Source organism: Streptomyces sp. DSM 116793, assembly GCF_057320905.1.
Window position 1 is genome coordinate 7,599,118 of sequence record NZ_CM170494.1, and the last position, 18,433, is coordinate 7,617,550.

At 75.0% G+C, this 18,433-nt stretch carries 12 protein-coding genes and 2 pseudogenes; 9 read left to right on the top strand and 5 right to left on the bottom strand.

The genetic code is table 11. The annotated features are described in order from the left end of the window. The first annotated feature begins 262 nt into the window (after positions 1-262). The 3 genes from ACSMXW_RS29825 to ACSMXW_RS29835 all read left to right on the top strand — a co-directional run bounded on the left by ACSMXW_RS29825 (position 263) and on the right by ACSMXW_RS29835 (position 4,177). Complete coding sequence (locus tag ACSMXW_RS29825) at positions 263-1,567, top strand: protein phosphatase 2C domain-containing protein (protein ID WP_485800900.1); 1,305 nt, start codon at positions 263-265, stop codon at positions 1,565-1,567. A gap of 83 nt (positions 1,568-1,650) precedes the next feature. Further along, positions 1,651-3,393, top strand: coding sequence for a pyruvate dehydrogenase (locus ACSMXW_RS29830; protein ID WP_485800902.1), 1,743 nt, complete (start codon positions 1,651-1,653; stop codon positions 3,391-3,393). Positions 3,394-3,766: 373 nt separating this feature from the next. Next, a complete protein-coding gene (locus ACSMXW_RS29835; protein ID WP_485800904.1) occupies positions 3,767-4,177 on the top strand; it encodes an ATP-binding protein in 411 nt (136 codons plus the stop codon). 183 nt (positions 4,178-4,360) lie between these two features. Here ACSMXW_RS29835 and ACSMXW_RS29840 read toward each other — a convergent pair whose 3' ends face one another. Both ACSMXW_RS29840 and ACSMXW_RS29845 read right to left on the bottom strand, forming a co-directional pair. Next, complete coding sequence (locus tag ACSMXW_RS29840; RefSeq protein ID WP_485800906.1) at positions 4,361-5,422, bottom strand: DUF2637 domain-containing protein; 1,062 nt, start codon at positions 5,420-5,422, stop codon at positions 4,361-4,363. A 349-nt stretch (positions 5,423-5,771) separates the two neighbouring features. Next, positions 5,772-6,686 (bottom strand): (2Fe-2S)-binding protein, encoded by a 915-nt coding sequence (locus tag ACSMXW_RS29845; RefSeq protein WP_485800907.1) that lies wholly within the window; start codon positions 6,684-6,686, stop codon positions 5,772-5,774. A 178-nt stretch (positions 6,687-6,864) separates the two neighbouring features. Here ACSMXW_RS29845 and ACSMXW_RS29850 point away from each other — a divergent pair, with 178 nt between their 5' ends. Continuing rightward, entirely contained in the window at positions 6,865-7,677 is an 813-nt protein-coding gene (locus tag ACSMXW_RS29850; protein WP_485800908.1) for a GntR family transcriptional regulator, read from the top strand. A gap of 90 nt (positions 7,678-7,767) precedes the next feature. On the opposite strand, the gene ACSMXW_RS29855 is transcribed toward ACSMXW_RS29850, so the two are convergent. Both ACSMXW_RS29855 and ACSMXW_RS29860 read right to left on the bottom strand, forming a co-directional pair. Beyond that, the gene (locus ACSMXW_RS29855) at positions 7,768-8,544 is read right to left on the bottom strand and encodes a hypothetical protein (RefSeq protein WP_485800910.1); all 777 of its coding nucleotides are present in this window, start codon (positions 8,542-8,544) and stop codon (positions 7,768-7,770) included. A gap of 354 nt (positions 8,545-8,898) precedes the next feature. Next, positions 8,899-10,605: a PucR family transcriptional regulator ligand-binding domain-containing protein gene (locus tag ACSMXW_RS29860; RefSeq protein ID WP_485808404.1), complete on the bottom strand. Its 1,707-nt coding sequence runs from the start codon at positions 10,603-10,605 to the stop codon at positions 8,899-8,901. Between the two features lie 345 nt (positions 10,606-10,950). Here ACSMXW_RS29860 and ACSMXW_RS29865 point away from each other — a divergent pair, with 345 nt between their 5' ends. The 5 genes and pseudogenes from ACSMXW_RS29865 to ACSMXW_RS29885 form a co-directional block, all read left to right on the top strand. Further along, a complete protein-coding gene (locus ACSMXW_RS29865; protein WP_485800912.1) occupies positions 10,951-11,850 on the top strand; it encodes an FAD binding domain-containing protein in 900 nt (299 codons plus the stop codon). After that, the gene (locus ACSMXW_RS29870) at positions 11,850-12,392 is read left to right on the top strand and encodes a (2Fe-2S)-binding protein (protein ID WP_485808406.1); all 543 of its coding nucleotides are present in this window, start codon (positions 11,850-11,852) and stop codon (positions 12,390-12,392) included. The genes ACSMXW_RS29865 and ACSMXW_RS29870 overlap by 1 nt, the downstream gene beginning before the upstream one ends. 341 nt (positions 12,393-12,733) lie before the next feature. Then, complete coding sequence (locus tag ACSMXW_RS29875; RefSeq protein WP_485800914.1) at positions 12,734-15,220, top strand: xanthine dehydrogenase family protein molybdopterin-binding subunit; 2,487 nt, start codon at positions 12,734-12,736, stop codon at positions 15,218-15,220. Between the two features lie 647 nt (positions 15,221-15,867). Then, a pseudogene (locus tag ACSMXW_RS29880) lies at positions 15,868-17,061 on the top strand (XdhC family protein); the annotation flags it as partial. 317 nt (positions 17,062-17,378) lie between these two features. After that, positions 17,379-17,616 (top strand): annotated as a pseudogene (locus ACSMXW_RS29885) (leucine zipper domain-containing protein); the annotation flags it as partial. 142 nt (positions 17,617-17,758) lie between these two features. On the opposite strand, the gene ACSMXW_RS29890 reads toward ACSMXW_RS29885, so the two are convergent. Beyond that, a complete protein-coding gene (locus ACSMXW_RS29890; RefSeq protein ID WP_485800915.1) occupies positions 17,759-18,385 on the bottom strand; it encodes a TetR/AcrR family transcriptional regulator in 627 nt (208 codons plus the stop codon). Between the last annotated feature and the right edge of the window lie 48 nt (positions 18,386-18,433).

The following is an 18,433-nucleotide window of genomic DNA, read 5'->3' on the forward strand; positions in this document are numbered from 1 at the left end:
CGCCCCCGCTGCGGGCCGGCACGAGCCACCCGGCTCCGGCTCCGCACCTTCGAGTCCGCCCGGCCCCGCCGCCACTCCGTGGGGCGCACCGGCGCCCGCCGCCGGCCGGTCGCCCGTGGAACCCGGACGACGGGGCCGGGACACCGGGCAACCGGAGCGCCCGGGGCCGACCCCCGGCACCTCCGGCAGCCCCCGGCCGGGAGCGGAGCCGGCTGGCGGCCCTGCGGGCAGGGGTATGCGTGTGCCGCGCCCGGTGCGGCACGTGGGCGACAGGCCGCCCACCTACGACGCCGAGCCCACCGCACTGCCGGGCGCGGACCCCGAGGACCTGGCGGACCTGGCCCCGGACACCGTGCTGGACGGCGCCCGGTACGGCTCCTGCACACTGCGTGCGGCATCGGTGCGCGGCGACTCCGCGCGGTACCGGGGCGAGCCGCGCCGCGACTTCCTGCTCACCGCCCGCTTCGGCACCGGCAGGCAGGCGCTGGTGCTGGTCGCGATGGCCACCGGCGTCAGGGCCGGCGCGGCCGCGCACCGGGCCGCCGCCGAGGCCTGCCAGGAGATCGGCAGGTCCGTCGGGCGGCACCACGCCAGCCTCGCGGAGGACATGGGCGCCGGGCGGCGCGGCGCCCTCAAGGCCGGCCTGCACCGGCTGACCGACCGGTGCCTGGGCAGGCTCCGCACCCGTGCCGAGGAACTCGGCCTCGCACCCGAGGAGTACACGGCGACACTGCGCTGCCTGCTGCTGCCGGCGGACCCGCACTGCCGGACCCGCGTCTTCTTCGGGGTCGGACCCGGCGGGCTCTTCCGCATCCGCGGCGGCGCATGGCAGGACATCGAGCCGCCCCCACCACAGGGCCCGCACGACCCGCAGGGCCTGCATGACCCGCAGGGCCTGCATGACCCGCAGGGCCTGCATGACCCGCAGGGCCTGCATGACCCGCAGGGCCTGCATGACCCCCAGGGCCCGCACGACCCGCGTTCGCCGCATTCCCCGCACGCACCGCAGGTCCCGCGTCAGGCGTACGACCTGTACGCCTCGCAGGCCCCGGACGCGGACCCCGACCGTCCACAGGACCCGCACTCCCCGCACGACCCGCACTCCGCGCCCGACCCGCGCCGCCCCCGCGACCCACGGCTCCCCCGCGACCCCCGACCGCCGGGCGCGGCCCCCGGGGCGGGGCAGGACCCGACGGCGGCGGGGCAGGGCCCGGCGCCTACGGCGGGAGCGGTGCGCGCCGGGCAGGACGGCGGCGACCGGCACACCATGACGCTCGGCGTTCCCACGCCCCCGGGGCCGTACGACCCGTACGAGCAGTCCGCGGCGGAGCCGGTGCGCCCGCCCTTCCGGTTCCACGCCGCCGTCGCCGCGCCCGGCGACGTCCTGCTGATGTGCAGTGCGGGCCTCGCCGAGCCGCTGCGCGGCGAGCCGGCGCTGGCGGCGTACCTCACCGGGCGCTGGGCCCAGGGCGGGCCGCCCGGCCTGACGGACTTCCTCGCGGACGCCCAGGTGCGGGTGAAGGGCTATGCCGACGACCGGACGGCCGCGGCCGTGTGGGAGGCATGAATCCCGTGAATATGCCAATCATGGACCTCAGTCGGTGTCACCCGTCCGGGTGACACCACGGAACCACCGAGGAGTGCCTCGCCATGGCCAAGCAGAACGTCGCGGAGCAGTTCGTCGACACCCTCGTACGCGCCGGAGTCCAACGCCTGTACGGGGTGGTCGGCGACAGCCTCAACCCCGTCGTGGACGCGGTCCGGCGGCACTCCGGCATCGAGTGGATCCATGTCAGGCACGAGGAGACGGCCGCTTTCGCCGCGGGCGCCGAGGCCCAGATCACCGGCCGTCTGGCGGCCTGCGCCGGTTCCTGCGGCCCGGGCAACCTCCACCTGATCAACGGCCTGTACGACGCGCACCGCTCGATGGCACCGGTCCTCGCGCTGGCGTCGCACATCCCCTCCAGCGAGATCGGCCTCAACTACTTCCAGGAGACCCACCCGGACCAGCTCTTCCGTGAGTGCAGCCACTACAGCGAGCTGATCTCCAACCGCCGCCAGATGCCGCGGCTGCTGCAGACGGCCATCCAGCACGCGGTCGGCCAGTCCGGCGTGAGCGTGGTCTCACTGCCCGGTGACATCGCCGCGGAGCCGGCGCCCGAGCGGGCCGCCGAGCACGCCCTCGTCACCTCGCGCCCCACCGCGCGCCCCGGCGACGAGGAGATCGAGAAGCTGGCCGCCATGATCGACGAGGCCGACCGGGTCACGCTGTTCTGCGGCAGCGGTACGGCCGGCGCGCACGCCGAGGTGATGGAGTTCGCCGAGAAGGTCAAGTCGCCGGTGGGGCACGCACTGCGCGGCAAGGAGTTCATCCAGTACGACAACCCCTTCGACGTCGGAATGAGCGGCCTGCTCGGCTATGGCGCCGCCTACGAGGCCACCCATGAATGCGATCTGCTGATCCTGCTGGGCACCGACTTCCCGTACAACGCGTTCCTGCCCGACGACGTCCGGATCGCCCAGGTGGACGTGCGCCCGGAGCACCTCGGCCGGCGGACGAAGCTGGACCTGGCCGTCTGGGGCGACGTCCGCGAGACGCTGCGCTGCCTCATTCCGAAGGTCTCGCCGAAGACGGACCGCAGGTTCCTCGACAAGATGCTGAAGAAACACGCGGACGCGCTGGAAGGCGTGGTGAAGGCGTACACGCGCAAGGTGGACCGGCACGTCCCCATTCACCCCGAGTACGTGGCGTCCGTGCTGGACGAACTCGCCGCGGACGACGCCGTCTTCACCGTGGACACCGGCATGTGCAATGTCTGGGCGGCCCGCTACATCACGCCCAACGGCCGGCGCCGTATCATCGGCTCTTTTTCGCACGGTTCGATGGCCAACGCGCTGCCCCAGGCCATCGGCGCCCAGTTCACGGACCGGAACCGCCAGGTGGTGGCGATGTCGGGCGACGGCGGTTTCTCGATGCTGATGGGCGACTTCCTGACGCTGGTCCAGTACGGGCTGCCGGTGAAGATCGTGCTGTTCAACAATTCCTCGCTGGGCATGGTCGAACTGGAAATGCTGGTTGCGGGCCTGCCCGCGCACGGCACGACCAACCAGAACCCGGACTTCGCCGCGGTGGCCCGGGCCTGCGGTGCGTACGGTGTGCGGGTGGAGAAGCCGAAACAGCTCGCCGGGGCACTCAAGGAGGCCTTCGCGCACGACGGTCCCGCCCTCGTGGACGTCGTCACCGACCCGAATGCGCTCTCCATTCCGCCGCGGATCAGCGCCGACATGGTCACCGGATTCGCCCTGTCGGCGTCGAAGATGGTGCTGGACGGCGGGGTCGGCAGGATGGTCCAGATGGCCCGCTCGAATCTGCGGAATGTGCCGCGGCCGTGACGCCGGGCTTGTGAGGATGCGCCGCGGCTCCGGCCGGGCGCCGAAAATATGCCGGAGTCCCGGCCCGGCCGCAGATTTCTTTCAGGCAGCCGAACGGTCGAGGCCGGAAAACACGGCGCTTCGATGACCGTCCCGGGCGGTCCGGACAGGTGTTTCCGGACCGTCCGGAGCCGCCCTTGCGGCCGTGTTACCGGGCCGTCCCGGGTTGGTACGCGACCATGACCTTTCATGACCCGATCATGACGCTCTGGTGACGCCGTGGGTGTCCCATGAAAGGACAGGAGTGCGGCACATCGAGTGGGGCATGCATCTCGTGTACCTGTTCGAGGGGGACCCAGGGGGAAGGACCGGTAGCAACGTGTGGACGGGGGACATGGCAAGGCAGGCACGGGACACCGAGCGGACCCGGCTCAGGCGCAGGCTCGGCCGCGCGGATGTCCAAGCGGTCCCGGAGACGCGTCATGCGCTGCGGGCACTGCTGGAGCACTGGGGGAAGCCGGGAAGGTCCGACACGGCGGAGTTGCTCGCCACGGAGCTGATCACCAACGCCCTGGTCCACACCGACGACGAGGCCGTGCTGACGGCCACGGTCGGGCCGCACGTGCTGCGTGTGGAGGTCAGGGACTTCGTGGACCGCATCCCGAAGCCGAGAACGCCGGGCGCCGAGGAGGGCACGAACGGCAGAGGCCTGCTCCTCGTCCAGTCCCTGGCGAACGCGTGGGGGGTACGGGCCCAGGGCGGCGGCAAGGTGGTCTGGTTCGAACTGGACGCGGGCGCGCCCTGAAGGGGTGCGCCCGTACGTGTGGTCGGCCCCGGCCCGCCTCAGGGGCGCGAGGAACCGCGCGACCAGCCACGACGAGAGGCAAGCGCCGTCACCGTCCGAAGGGGGCGGTCTCTGCCGTTGTCGGACCACCGGCCGGTAGGTGGTTGCTCGCGCGGTTCCCCGCGCCCCTCCAAGGGGTGCGGGTCAGCCGAACTGCTGCTCCAGATCCTTGAGCTTCCGCTCCAGCGAATCCAACCGCGGCAGCGTCTGCGTGTCGTCCTCCGCGGTGAGGTCCACGGTGATCGCGTCGTTGCTGCCCCGCACGGGCGTCAGAGACGGGCGGCTCCGCATCGGAAGCGCTTCGGGGCGCGCCGACTGCGCGTCCCGCTCCGCGGTGCTCTCCGCCGAGGGCAGCGCGGGCGCCGTGGCCGCGGGCCCGGCCTGGATGTCCACCTGCCGGCCACCCCGGCTCGGCCACCGCCGGTGGCTGCGGCTGAGCGCCTTCAGACGGGCCCGCTCCCGCTTCTCCTGCTCCCGCCGGCGCTGTCGGTTCTGCTCCTTCTGCCTGCGGTCCTCGCGCACCTCGTCCACGGCCTCGTCCAGGCTGCGGACGCCCTCCAGCAGCATCAGGGACCAGGCGCCGTACGTCTCACGAGGCGCACGCAGCCAGCGGACGATACGGATCTGCGGCAGCGGCCTGGGCACCAGACCCTGCTCGCGCAGCGCGGCCCTGCGGGTCTGCTTCAGCGCACGGTCGAAGAGCACGGCGGCGGACAGGGACATCCCGGCGAAGAACTGCGGCGCACCCGCGTGGTCGATGCCGCGCGGCGCGTGCACCCAGTTGAACCAGGCGGCGGCACCCGCGAACGTCCACACCAGCAGCCGCGAGCCCAGGGCCGCGTCACCGTGGCTGGCCTCCCGTACCGCGAGCACCGAGCAGAACATCGCCGCGCCGTCGAGCCCGAACGGCACCAGGTACTCCCAGCCGCCGGACAGCCCCAGGTTCTGCTGCCCGAAACCCACCAGACCGTGGAAGGAGAGCGCGGCGGCCACCGCCGCACAGCAGAACAGCAGCAGGTACGACGCGGTACCCATCAGCGCTTCCTTGCGGCGCCTGCGCTCCTCGCTGCGCTCCCACGAGTCATCGGCGGAGCTGGTCTCCTTGGTGCGCCGCTGGTGGGCGAGCACCGCGACCGCCACGCCCATGCCCAGGATCAGCACGGCGCTGGCGAGCAACCAGTCCATCGATATGTCGGTCAGTCTCATCTGGGATCCCTTGCATCGGGTTCGGGCGTTTCGGGCGCCATAGTGGCTCAATTCCGGTGGGATGCCGGGGGTTTCGGGGCAAGAGGACGCCAAGGAGGTGCCCGGGCCGGGCACGCGGAGGCATTCCTCTCGAACTCCCGTCTGGATCATGCCAGTTGCGTTCGACACGTGCGAACGGGAGCCTCCCGCAAGGGAATCGAAGAATAGCTGATGCCCGACTCGCCTTCGGACCGGCCCCCTCGGTTCTGCCTCGGGTGTGCGGTCGGTTGCCGGGCGCACCGCGACCGGTCGCCGGGGCGGTCGGCCGTGGGGCCGTCGTCCGTGCGCCCGCGGCCGGTCGCGGGGACGGTCAGCCGTCGGTGCCGGTGCCGGTGTCTGCGCCGGCGTCCAGGCGTGCGATGCGCTCCGCGTCGCAGGTGCGGGGGCAGGTCACGCAGGTGTCCTGGGGGCGCAGCGTGTAGTAGAGGCAGCAGCTCGCCCGGTCCCGGGTCGGCAGGGCCCGCCCGTCCGGGCCGGTCAGTTCGCGGAACGCGGCGGCCCCGGCGTACGGCGCGGTGGCCCCCGGCAGCAGCTGTGCCAGCTCGCGCATCGCGCGCCGCTCCTCGCCGAGCAGGTGCCCGACGTACCAGAGGCCCTCGACGATCTCGTCGGTCGCCATGCCCCACAGTGCCCGACCGCGGCGGCGCATCCGCGGTCCGAAGGCCTGGAGCAGTGGCGTCAGGTGCTCCGCCACGGCGGCGCGCAGCTCTGCGCGCAGCTCCTCCTCGCCGGCCGCCACGCGTGCGGCGGGCAGCGCGGCCGCCGGGTCGCCCGGCAGGCAGGCGAAGCCGCCGGTGCGCACCGCCATGCGGCCCTGGGAGCGCTGGAACGAGACGTCCGCCACCGTCAGCCGCGGCACCCGGCGGTGCACGAACCACGGGACCGTGAACAGCAGGCAGGCGGGCCAGGCGTAGCGGTGCAGCGCGAACGTGGCGACCACGTCGGGGCGGGCCCGGCGGCCGTGGTCCCGCAGCACCTGTGCGTCGTCCCGGGCGAGGAAGGCGTCGAACGCCGCGCCGCCCGCCGCGAGGTCCGCCGCCGTGGTCCAGCCGCCGTCCGCGGGGACGGGCTCGCCGGGAGTGAGCTCGGTCACGCGCAGGCCCGGGAAGGCCGCGGTCAGCCGCGCGTAGGCGTCCGCCACGGGGGAGGCGGGGGTCGCGGACGCGGTGGACGGCCGCGCGGTGCGGGGGAGCGCGGAGCGGGCGATCACGGCGGGAGCGGACATGCGGGGACCACCGAACCTCGATCGTTTGCAGGTAAGCCTTACCTTACCTGAGTTGATCGAGGTTTCCACCGGGGCCCCGGCGCCCTATCGTGCTGACGTGCCCGGGCACCTCGCCCGCCGCGGTACAAGTCGCGCAAAGGTGCGCACGACCGGGAGCACGGTCGGAAGGAGCGCAGCAGTGGAGCAGCCCCGCACGCGGAGCGCCGGTCCCGTGGTGCCGCGCGCCCGGCCGGTCCCCGCCGCGCCCGCGGGCGCCGGTCACGCTGCGCGCGGCGGGGAGGCGGCGGACGCCTCCCCGGACCGCGGCGCCCCGGCCGTCCCGCCGGCCGCCGGTGAGCCGCCGGCGCCGGGTGGGGAGCGGGCGCAGGTGCAGCGGTGCTCGGTGCGGGGGCAGGTCCTCGACGCGCTGCGCACCGCCCTGGTGGACGGCGACCTGGAGCCCGGCGAGGTCTACTCGGCGCCGGCGCTCGCCGACCACTTCGGGGTGTCGGCGACGCCGGTCCGCGAGGCGATGCAGCAGCTCGCGGGGGAGGGCGCCGTCGAGGTGGTACCCAACAGAGGCTTCCGCGTGGTGCGCCGCAGTGAGCGTGCGCTGGCCGAGCTGGCCGAGGTCAGGACGCTGATCGAGGTGCCCGTGGTACTGCGCCTCGCGGCCACCGTGCCCGCGGTGCGCTGGGCGCAGCTGCGGCCGCTCGCCGAGGCGACCACGGCCGCCGCGTCCGCCGGGGACCTGGTGGCCTACGCGGACTCGGACCGGGCCTTCCACCGGGGTGTGCTGGCCCTGTCCGGCAATCAGGAGCTGGTGCGCACTGCGGACGAACTGCACCGGCGCGCGCAGTGGCCCCCGCCGGGCGGGCCGCCCACCCGGCGCCGCGCCAGGCTGCTGGCCGCGGCTGCGGAGCACACCGCGCTCCTCGACGCCCTCACCGCCCACGACCTGCCCACGGTCGAGTCCCTGGTACGGGGCCACTTCGGCGCCTCGGCCGGCTGAGGGGCGCGCCCTGCAGGTGCGCGGCGCCCCGCGGCGGCCGGTCCGGCGGCCATGGGCGCGGCCCCTGCCGGGGCGCGGACGTATGCGGGGTCAGGCCGCCGACGGCGCCAGTTGCCCGACCAGCCAGCTGGGTACGCCGCCCAGCAGGCGGACGAGCCGCGCGGCCTCGGCGCGCAGCCGGCCCGCCTCGGGTTCGACCTCCGCGTCCGCGAGCGACGCCAGCGCGGGCGCCGTACCGACGAGGTAACCCAGCTCCTCGCGGATCCGCAGCGACTCGGCGAAGCCGTGCCTGGCCTCGGTCAGCTCGCCGTCGCGCAGGGCGAGGCCGGCCAGGTGCCGCCAGGTGAAGGAGAGCAGCAGTCGGTCGTCGTGGGCCGTGGCGCCCGCGTGCGCCCTGCGGTAGGCGGCGCGCGCGGCCTGCGGGGAGCCGGCGAGGTTCTCCGCGATCAGTCCGCGTCTGAAGTCCAGCAGGGCCCGTCCCGGCGCGCCCGGGGGGATCAGCGCGGCGGCGCGCCCCAGCGCGGCCCGCGCCTCGTCCGCGCGGTCGCGCACCTTCAGCAGGGTGGCCGCGTAGGCGAGGTTGCCGCGCTCGCACGCGGCGGCGCCCCGCTCCTCGTCGTCCTGGGCGAGCGCCTCCGCCGTGCGCAGCGCGTCCTCGGCCTCGGCCCAGCCCTGCTCGGTGTACAGGCAGCGCTCGACGAGCAGGCCGACGCGCTGGAGGGCGGCGGCCGGCTCCGCCGCGGCGCGCTCTTCGAGGAGGGCGGCGGCGTCGGCCCAGCAGGCGCGTGAGCGCAGCCGCCATACCGCGGTCTGGAGTGGATCGTTTCCTGCGGTCGTTCCGGTACCAGACATGGCGGTACGCGCCACGTTCCCTCCCCTAGCACGCCATTGTGATGTTGAGTCGTGGCCGCATCTCAGCACGGAAGGGCAGGCCCGGCCAAGAGGGCGTGAGTGAATGATTTCACAAAGTCACCCCTCCGGGGGCGCGCCATCAGGGGCGACGAGGACCGGGGTACCTCCGGGGCACCCCAACCCCCTTGAGGCAGTGGGGGAGCGGCCAAGGCAAGCGGCCAAGGCAGTGCGGGAGCGGCCAAGGCACCCGGCGGGGGCGCCAATCCGCCGCGAGGCCGTCAGGTCTGGGGTGCCTCCCCCGTCCTCCAGGCAGTGGGGACGCACGGAAGCGGCGGTTTCGGTCGCAACTACCACCCGCGGCAGGGGCCCCTACCCCATGCGCAGCGCCAGGAAGAAGTCCAGCTTGTCCTCGAGCCGGGCCAGGTCGCGGCCTGTCAACTGCTCGATGCGTCCGATCCGGTACCGCAGCGTGTTGACATGCAGGTGCAGCCGCGCGGCACACCGCGTCCAGGACCCGTCGCTGTCGAGGAACGCCTCCAGCGTGGGAATCAGCTCGGCACGGTGCCGCCGGTCGTACTCGCGGAGCGGATCCAGCAGCCGCGCCGTGAACGCGCGCCGCACGTCGTCCGGTACGAACGGCAGCAGCAGGACGTGCGACGCCAGCTCCTGGTGGCCCGCGGCGCAGACCCGGCCGGTGCGCGCGGCGGCCACCCGGCGGGCGTGCCGGGCCTCCTCCAGAGCGCCGTGCAGCCCCTCGGCGGACTCCACCGCGGCGCTCACCCCCAGCGTGAGCCGTCCGTCCCCGTCCAGCCCCGCGGACAGCGGCTCGCGCACCGCCGCCAGCAGCGCCTCCGCACGCAGCTCCGGGGCCCCGGCGGAGCCCACCGCGGGCAGCGGCACCAGCGCCACCGCCTCGTCCCCGGTGTGCGCCACGGCGATCCGGTCGGACGGCTCGGTGCCGGCCGCGCGCGGGTCGACGAGGATCTCCTCCAGCAGCGCCCGGGCGACCGGACCCGTCCGCAGCGGCCCGGGCGCGCCGGGCGCCGCGGCGGGCGGGTCCCACTCGACGCGGGCCACCACGAGCTGCCAGTGCGGCGCGGTGCCGAACCCCGGCAGCAGCACCGGCGCGGCCACCCTCAGCCGTGCCGCGACCTCCGCCGCGGCCGCGCCCCCCTGCACCAGCTCCACGATCTCCTGGGCGAGCCTGCGCCGCACCGTGCGGGCCGCGTCGCGCCGGTCGCGTTCGACCGCGATCAGCTGGGTGACACCGCGCAGCAGGTCGAGCCGCCCCGCAGGCCAGTCCCCGGCGTCGGCCTCGACCGCGAGCAGCCAGTCCGACAGCACCGCCGCGCGGGGGTCGTCGCCCGCCTCCGCGCCGCCCGGGCCCGGCGGGTGCGGCCCCGAGCCGCGGACGGCGAACAGGGAGTACGTGGTGGCCCCCTCCGTCACCCGGTAGGGGCCCGGGCGCCCGGCGCGGGCGGCCGCCAGGTAGGCCGCGGCCAGCCTCCCCGGCACCTGGGCGGGCAGCGGGGGCCCCGGCAGCCGGGAGCCCGCCACCGGCCGCCCCGTCGGGGAGAGCACCCAGGCCCGCAGGTCCAGGTCGGAGCCGAGCAGGTCGAGCACGGCGTCCGGGCCGCCGCCCGCGGGCCCCGGCGTCATCAGCCGGCGGTGCCGGTCCACCACGGCCGCCAGGTCGCCGGCGCGCTCCGAGGAGACCTGGCGGACGATGTGCTCGGTGATCGTGGCGAACGCGACCGACTCGTGCACGGCGAAGAGCGGCAGGCGGTGCCGGGCGCACGCCCGCACCAGGTCCTCCGGGATGTCGCCCAGCTCGGCCTCGCCCGCGGCGAGCCCCGCCACCTGGGCCGCGGCGAGCAGTGCGACGAACCGCTCCGAGTCCTCCGGCGCGTGCCGCCAGGCCAGACCGGTGAGGACCAGCTCCCCGCCCGAGAGGTACCGGCTCGGGTCCCGCAGGTCGGTGGTCATCACGCCGCGCACCACACGGTCCAGCTCGTCCTCGCCGCCGAGCAGCCTGAGGCCCAGCACATCGGTGTCCAGCAGTGCGCGCAGCCGCATACCGTCGCCGCCGATCTCTTGTGGGGGTGGCCGGGCCGCCCTCGCCCCGCCATTCATATGAATCTACAAGATCGGCCCTCTGGCCAGCCGACTCCTTCAGAGTTTCGGTGACTGACCGGGGCCGGACCCGGCGCGCTGTACTGGCATGGAGGCTGCACCGGTGCACCCGTTCGACGCCGCCCCGCCCGCCCCGTGCCGGCCACCCACCCACCCCGCCGATGCCGGTCACCCCGCGCGTGCCGGTCACCCACCCGCGGCGGCCACCCGCTCCCGCGGCGGCCACCCGCCCAAGCGCGCCGGCACCGGAGGCGCGCGCCGGCCACCCGACGAGGAAGAGAGCCCCGCATGGACTTCCTTCGCCCCGCCCGCTGGGCCGACGCCCTCGCCGCCAAGGCGGAGTACCCGGCGGCCGTGCCCCTCTCCGGCGGCACGGACGTGATGGTGGAGATCAACTTCGGCCACCGGCGGCCGGAGCAACTCCTGGACCTCGGCCGCATCGGGGAACTCTGCACCTGGGACACCCATGGGCCCACGGTCCGGCTCGGCGCCGCCGTGCCGTACACGAAGATCATGGAGAACCTCGGGACCTGGCTGCCCGGCCTCGCCCTCGCCTCGCGCACCGTCGCCTCCCCGCAGATCCGCAACCGCGGCGGGGTCGGCGGCAACCTGGGCACCGCCTCGCCCGCGGGCGACGCCCACCCCGCGTTGCTCGCCGCGGGCGCCGAGGTGGAGGCCGAGTCGGTGCGCGGTTCCCGGCTGATCCCGATCGACGACTTCTACACCGGCGTCAAGCGCAACGCGCTGGCCCCGGACGAGCTGATCAGGGCCGTGCACATCAGGAAGGCCGGCGGGCCCCAGCAGTTCTCCAAGGTGGGCACGCGCAACGCCATGGTGATCGCCGTCTGCGCGTTCGCCCTCGCCCTGCACCCCGCGGAGCGGACCGTGCGCACCGGCGTCGGCTCCGCCGCCCCCACGCCGATCCGGGCGAGGACGGCCGAGGAGTTCCTGGCCGCGGCCCTTGCGGAGGAGCGGCTGTGGGACCGCGGCGCGGCCGTCCCGCCGGCGCTCGCGAAGAAGTTCGCCGGACTGTGCGCCGCGGCCTGCCGGCCCATCGACGATGTCCGCGGCACCGCCGACTACCGCAGGCACGCCGTCGGCGTCATGGCCCGCCGCACCCTGACCTGGGCCTGGGAGGCCTACCGCGCCTCCACCACCGGAACGTACTGGAAGGGAGGTGCCGCGTGATGCGTGTGCACTTCACCGTCAACGGCCGCAGGCACGAGGCCGACGACGTCTGGGAGGGCGAGAGCCTGCTGTACGTGCTGCGCGAGCGGATGGGGCTGCCGGGCGCCAAGAACGCCTGCGAGCAGGGTGAGTGCGGCTCCTGCACGGTCCGCCTCGACGGGGTGCCGGTCTGCGCCTGCCTGGTCGCCGCGGGACAGGCCGAGGGCCGCGAGGTCCTCACGGTCGAGGGGCTGGCCGAGCACGCCAGGCAGCGCGCCGAGCGGGCCGGGGCCGCGGGCCGCGCGGCCGGCGGTGAGGCCGACCGGGGCGGGCTGTCGCCCGTCCAGCAGGCGTTCGTCGACGCGGGCGCCGTGCAGTGCGGCTTCTGCACGCCCGGCCTGCTGGTCGCCGCCGACGAGATGCTGGAGCGGAACCCCAGCCCGTCCGACGCGGACATCCGGGAAGCCCTCGCCGGCAACCTCTGCCGCTGCACCGGCTACGAGAAGATCATGGACGCGGTGCGCCTCGCGGCCGCCCGGCAGGCGGAGGAGGCCAGGCGATGACCACGCCCCGCACGCCCGCATCCCGCGCGCATGCTGCTGCCAGGCCGGTGTCTCCCGTGCGTGTGCCCTGTGGGCCGGACGCAGCGACGCCCGCGTCCGCCTCGCCCGCACCCTGCGCGCCGGACGTTGCCGTCCCTGAGTCCCCCGTGCCCGCGCCTTGCGCGCATGCTGCTGCCAGGCCGGCGTCTCTCGTGCCTGTGCCCTGCGCGCCGGACGCAGCCACGCCCGCGCCGGATACGCCCGCGCCCAGGTCACCGGGCGCTGCCACCCTCGCGCCCCGCACGCCGGGACCCGCCGCGCCCGCGCCCCGGGCCTCGGCGTCCCGCACGCCCGCGACCGGTGTGCGCGCCCGGCGCCCGTCCCCGTCGCGCACTCCCAAGGCCGCCTCCGGCGCGCCCGCCGGCCTCACCCAGGGTGCCCGCGCCAAGGGCGGCATCGGGGAGTCCACGCTCCGTCCGGACGGCGTCCTCAAGGTGACCGGGGAGTTCGCGTACTCCTCCGACATGTGGCACGAGGACATGATCTGGGGCCACATCCTGCGCTCACCGGTCGCCCATGCGGAGATCGTCTCGATCGACACGTCGGAGGCCCTCGCACAGGCGGGCGTGTACGCGGTCATGACCCACGACGACCTGCCCACCGCCGTACGCCACTACGGCCTGGAGATCCAGGACACCCCGGTCCTCGCACACGACCGGGTCCGCCACCACGGCGAGCCGGTGGCGCTGTTGGCCGCCGACCACCCGGAGACCGCGCGGCGCGCCGCCGAGAAGATCAAGGTCGAGTACCGCGAGCTGCCGGTGGTCACCGACGAGGCCTCCGCGCTGGCGCCCGACGCCCCCGTCCTCCACCCCGGCCGCACGGACGCCCCCCAAGGGCCTCCGACCGGCTCCGGCCAAGAGGGGACCCCCATCGCCCCGCACCCCAACATCGTGCACCGCCAGCCGATCGTGCGCGGCGACGTCGCGGCGGCCGCGCGGCGCGCCGACGTCGTCGTCACCGGCGAGTACACCTTCGGCATGCAGGACCAGGCCTTCCTCGGGCCCGAGTCCGGGCTCGCGGTGCCCGCCGAGGACGGCGGCGTCGACCTGTACGTCGCCACCCAGTGGCTCCACTCCGACCTGCGGCAGATCGCCCCGGTGCTCGGGCTGCCCGAGGAGAAGGTGCGGATGACGCTGGCCGGCGTCGGCGGTGCCTTCGGCGGCCGCGAGGACCTGTCCATGCAGATCCACGCCTGCCTGCTGGCGCTGCGCACCGGCAAGCCCGTCAAGATCGTCTACAACCGCTTCGAGTCCTTCTTCGGGCATGTCCACCGCCACCCCGCCAGGCTGCACTTCGAGCACGGGGCCACCCGGGACGGCAAGCTCACCCACATGAGGTGCAGGGTCGTGCTGGACGGCGGCGCCTACGCCTCCGCGTCCCCGGCCGTCGTCGGGAACGCCTCCTCGCTCGCCGCCGGGCCCTATGTGATCGACAACGTCGACATCGAGGCACTCGCTCTCTACACCAACAACCCGCCGTGCGGCGCCATGCGCGGCTTCGGCGCCGTCCAGGTCTGCTTCGCCTACGAGGCCCAGATGGACCGGCTCGCCGCCGAACTGGGCCTGGACCCGGTGGAGTTCCGGCAGCGCAACGCCATGGAGCAGGGCTCCCTGATGCCCACCGGGCAGCGCGTCGACTCGCCCGCGCCGGTCGCCGAGCTGCTGCGCCGTGTGAAGGCGCTGCCGATGCCGCCCGAGCGGCAGTGGGAGACCACCGAGGGCGCCGACGTCCGCCAGCTGCCCGGCGGTCTGTCCAACACCACCCACGGGGAAGCCGTGGTGCGCGGTGTCGGCTATGCCGTCGGCATGAAGAACGTCGGCTACTCGGAGGGCTTCGACGACTACTCCACCGCCCGGGTGCGCATGGAGGTCATCGGTGGTGAGGCGGTCGCCACCGTGCACACCGCGATGGCGGAGGTCGGGCAGGGCGGGATCACCGTGCACGCCCAGATCGCCCGCACCGAGCTGGGCGTCTCCCGGGTGACGATCCAGCCCGCCGACACCCGCGTGGGCTCGGCGGGCTCCACCTCCGCGTCCCGCCAGACGTATGTCACCGGCGGAGCCGTCCGGAGTGCCTGCCGGAAGGTGCGCGAGGAGGTGCTGCGGATGGGCCGCCGCAAGTTCGGCACGTACCACCGGGCATGGGCCACCGCGGAACTGCTGCTGGAGGGCGGCAAGGTCGTCACCGGCGGCGGCGAGGCGCTGGCGGACCTCGTGGACGTGCTCGGCGACGACGCGGTCGAGACGGAACTGGAGTGGCGGCACCGCCCGACCCGGCCCTTCGACCCGGTCACCGGGCAGGGCGACGGGCACGTCCAGTACTCGTTCGCGGCACACCGGGCCGTCGTCGAGGTGGACACCGAGCTGGGCATCGTGAAGGTCGTCGAGCTGGCGTGCGCGCAGGACGTCGGCAAGGCGATGAACCCCCTGGCCGTCGCCGGCCAGATCCAGGGCGGCAGCGTGCAGGGGCTCGGCATGGCGGTGATGGAGGAGATCGTGGTCGATCCGGTCACCGCCCAGGTCCGCAACCCCTCGTTCACCGACTACCTCATCCCCACCATCCTCGACACCCCGACCATCCCCGTCGACATCCTCGAACTCGCCGACCCGCACGCACCGTACGGGCTGCGCGGCGCGGGCGAGGCGCCCACGCTGTCGTCCACGCCCGCCATCCTCGCCGCCGTACGCGCCGCGACGGGACTGGAGCTCACGCACACGCCGGTGCGGCCCGAGCACCTGGTCGCCGGCGCGCTCACGGGCGCCGCGGCGGCGGAGCCCGGCGGCTGACCGCACCACCGCACGCCCGGCGGCGGGTGGCCGGACGGCCACCCGCCTCAAGGGGCGCGGGGAACTGCGCGACCAGCCACGACGAGACCGTCGGAGTGCCATCGTCCCCATGGGGACGAGACCGTCGGAGTGCCATCGTCCCCATCGGGAGGAGACCGGCGGAGCGCCACCGTTCCGAAGGGGCGGTATCTGTCGTCTCCGGACCACCAACCGGTGGTGGGTTGCTCGCGCAGTTCCCCGCGCCCCTTCGAGTCGGGGCTGCGCCCCGGCCTGCCCAGGGGCTTGGGGGGCGTGACCAGCACGACGAGACGACCTGGCCGCAGCTTTGTCCACCAGGGCAGAAGCATCCCCCTCACCCTTGGACCGGCCGGCGAACTCACCGGCTGGCCCGTGCTCCTCCGCGCCCGCACGCTCCTGCTGGGGCTCGCCCCAGGTGCGCTTCGGCGGCACCGGGCGTTGGACCCCGGCCCCGTGCGGCGGGCGCCCGGCGCCGCCCCGGCACGTACCCTGGGCCCTCGCGGAGCCGTATGAACCGCCCGAACACCCGCATGTCCCCCACACCCGCATGACCCCCACACCTCCACACGACCCGCACACCCGCACCCGCACGACCCGCACGACCCGCACACCCCGTACAGGAGGGCGAGATGCTGGACATCGCCGAGGAACTGCACCGGTGGGCCGCTGAGGGGCGCGAGTTCGCCGTGGCCACGGTGGTCGGCGTCGGCGGCAGCGCGCCCCGGCAGCCGGGCGCCGCGCTCGCCGTGGACAGCGAGGGCACCGCCGTCGGCTCGGTCTCGGGCGGGTGCGTGGAGGGCGCCGTGTACGAGCTGTGCCGGGACGCCCTCGAGGACGGGCGATCCGTCGTGGAGCGCTTCGGCTACAGCGACGAGGACGCGTTCGCGGTCGGGCTGACCTGCGGCGGTGTCGTCGACATCCTGGTCACGCCGGTCCGGTCGGACTCCCCGGCGCGCGGTGCGCTGACCGGCGCGCTGTGCGCGGCGGCGGACGGCGCGGCGGCGGCCGTCGCACGCCTCACCTCCGGCCCCGCCGGCCTGCTCGGCCACGCCCTGCACGTCCGCCCCGACGGCTCCTACGAGGGCACCCTCGGCGCCGATGCCGCCCTGGACCGCACGGCGGCGGCGCACGCCCGTGCGATGCTCGACGCGGGGCGCACCGGAATGGTGGAGCTGCGGGGCGGGGACCCGGCCGGTGAGGCGTCCGGCACCGGGGGCGGCTCCGGCGCGGGGGCGGCGTGCGGGGAGCCGTACGGTGCGGCCGCCGGCGAGCCGCTCACGCTCTTCGTGGAGTCCTCGGCGCCGCCGCCGCGCATGATCGTGTTCGGTGCGATCGACTTCGCCGCCGCGCTGGTGCGGGTCGGCGCCTTCCTGGGGTACCGGGTGACGGTGTGCGACGCGCGGCCCGTCTTCGCGACCCGGGCCAGGTTCCCGGACGCCGACGAGGTCGTGGTCGAGTGGCCGCACAGGTACCTGGAGCGCACCGGCGTGGACGGCCGGACGGTGCTGTGCGTGCTGACGCACGATGCCAAGTTCGATGTGCCGCTGCTCGGGCTGGCGCTGCGGCTGCCGGTCGCGTACGTCGGCGCGATGGGCTCCCGGCGCACCCACGAGGACCGGGCCCGGCGGCTGCGCGGGGCCGGCCTCGGCGACCGCGATCTGGCCCGGCTGCGCTCGCCGATCGGCCTGGACCTCGGTGCCCGCACACCGGAGGAGACGGCCCTGTCCATCGCCGCCGAGATCGTCGCCCACCGCCACGGCGGCACCGGCGCCCCGCTCACCGGTGCCCGGGCGCCCATCCACCACGACGCGCCGCACGACCCGCGGGGCGCCACGCCGCCGGGGAACGCGCCGGGCGCTGCGACCGCACCGGGGAGGGCGGGCTCGGTCGCCCAGCGGCGCACGGCCCGCGCGCCGACCCGTCCGCACCACGCGCCGGACCCCGGCCGGTCGAGGAGGCCGCCGGCCGGCCCGTGAGCCGGCCCGTGAGCCGGGCCGGCAGACCGGCGTCGGCCCGCGAACCCTTCGGTGGTCACCGGGCTGGACAGGGCCAGCGGGGTCGTGTGGCCGCGGGATGTCGGGATGTCAGTTGGAGTCGGTGGGCGGGGGGAGAGGGGGCCCATGGCTCGGGTGAGGAGGCCGTGCCCCGCCGCAACGCCCCCCTGCCCGGAACCGTACGGCTCCGCCTGGCACGCCGCGTGGTCGAGGACGGTTGGCCCCTGCGACGGGCGGCCGACCGCTTCCAGGCCTCGCCCCCAGGGCCCAGCGGTGGGCCGGTCGCTCCCGCGAGTTCGGCGAGGCCGGGATGACGGACCGCTCCTCACGTCCGCCCCGCGGTCCGGGCAGACCCCCACCCGCACCGAACGCAGGATCATCAAGGCGTTGTCGAGCGGGCACTGACCGGCAACGGCTCCTGCTACCGCTCGCGCGACTGGCGCGACGTCCTGGCCACTGCCGGGATCACCCATAAGCGCGCGCGGCCCTACCGGCCCTACCGGCCGCAGGCGAACGGCAATACCCCCTAGCCCCTGGAGAGCGGCAGCCGGACGGCCGGCGGCAGTGGTGCCGGGACGGGGTTCGCCCGGAACGACTGGATCATCAGGGCCGCGAAGCGGCGCGACGCCGCCGCCCGTATCTCGGGTGACTCGGCGCGGATGCCTTCGTTCGCCATCAGCGCCAGGCTGATGTCCTCCAGCACGAAATCCCGCCGCAGGCCGCCCGCCTCCTTCGCGCGCCGCACCAGGTCGAGCAGCATCCGCAGCGTGCGGTCGCGGTCGGCGGCGAAGCCCGCCGCCTGGGGAAGCCGCGAGGTGAACGCGCGGGCGAAGCCCCGGTCGAGGGCGTGCATTTCCATGAGCCTCTCGATCACCAGGCGGAACCCGGCCCACGGGTCGGCCGCCGCCAGGCCCTCCTCGACCACCGCCGAGCACATGGCCATCTGCTCGGCGAAGACCTCGGTGAACAGCGCTTCCTTGGTCGGGAAGCGCCGGTAGACGGTCGCGACGCCCACCTGCGCGCGCCGGGCGATCTCCCGGATCGGCACGTCGAGGCCCCCGGTGGCGAAGGCGAGCCGTGCGGCCGCGAGGATGCGCGCACGGTTGTCGCTGGCGTCCGAGCGTAGCTTCTTCTGCATCACCTGGGCCGTCACCGCTCTCACTTTAGCCAACCGGACGGGGTGTTCCGTTACGGTCCGGCG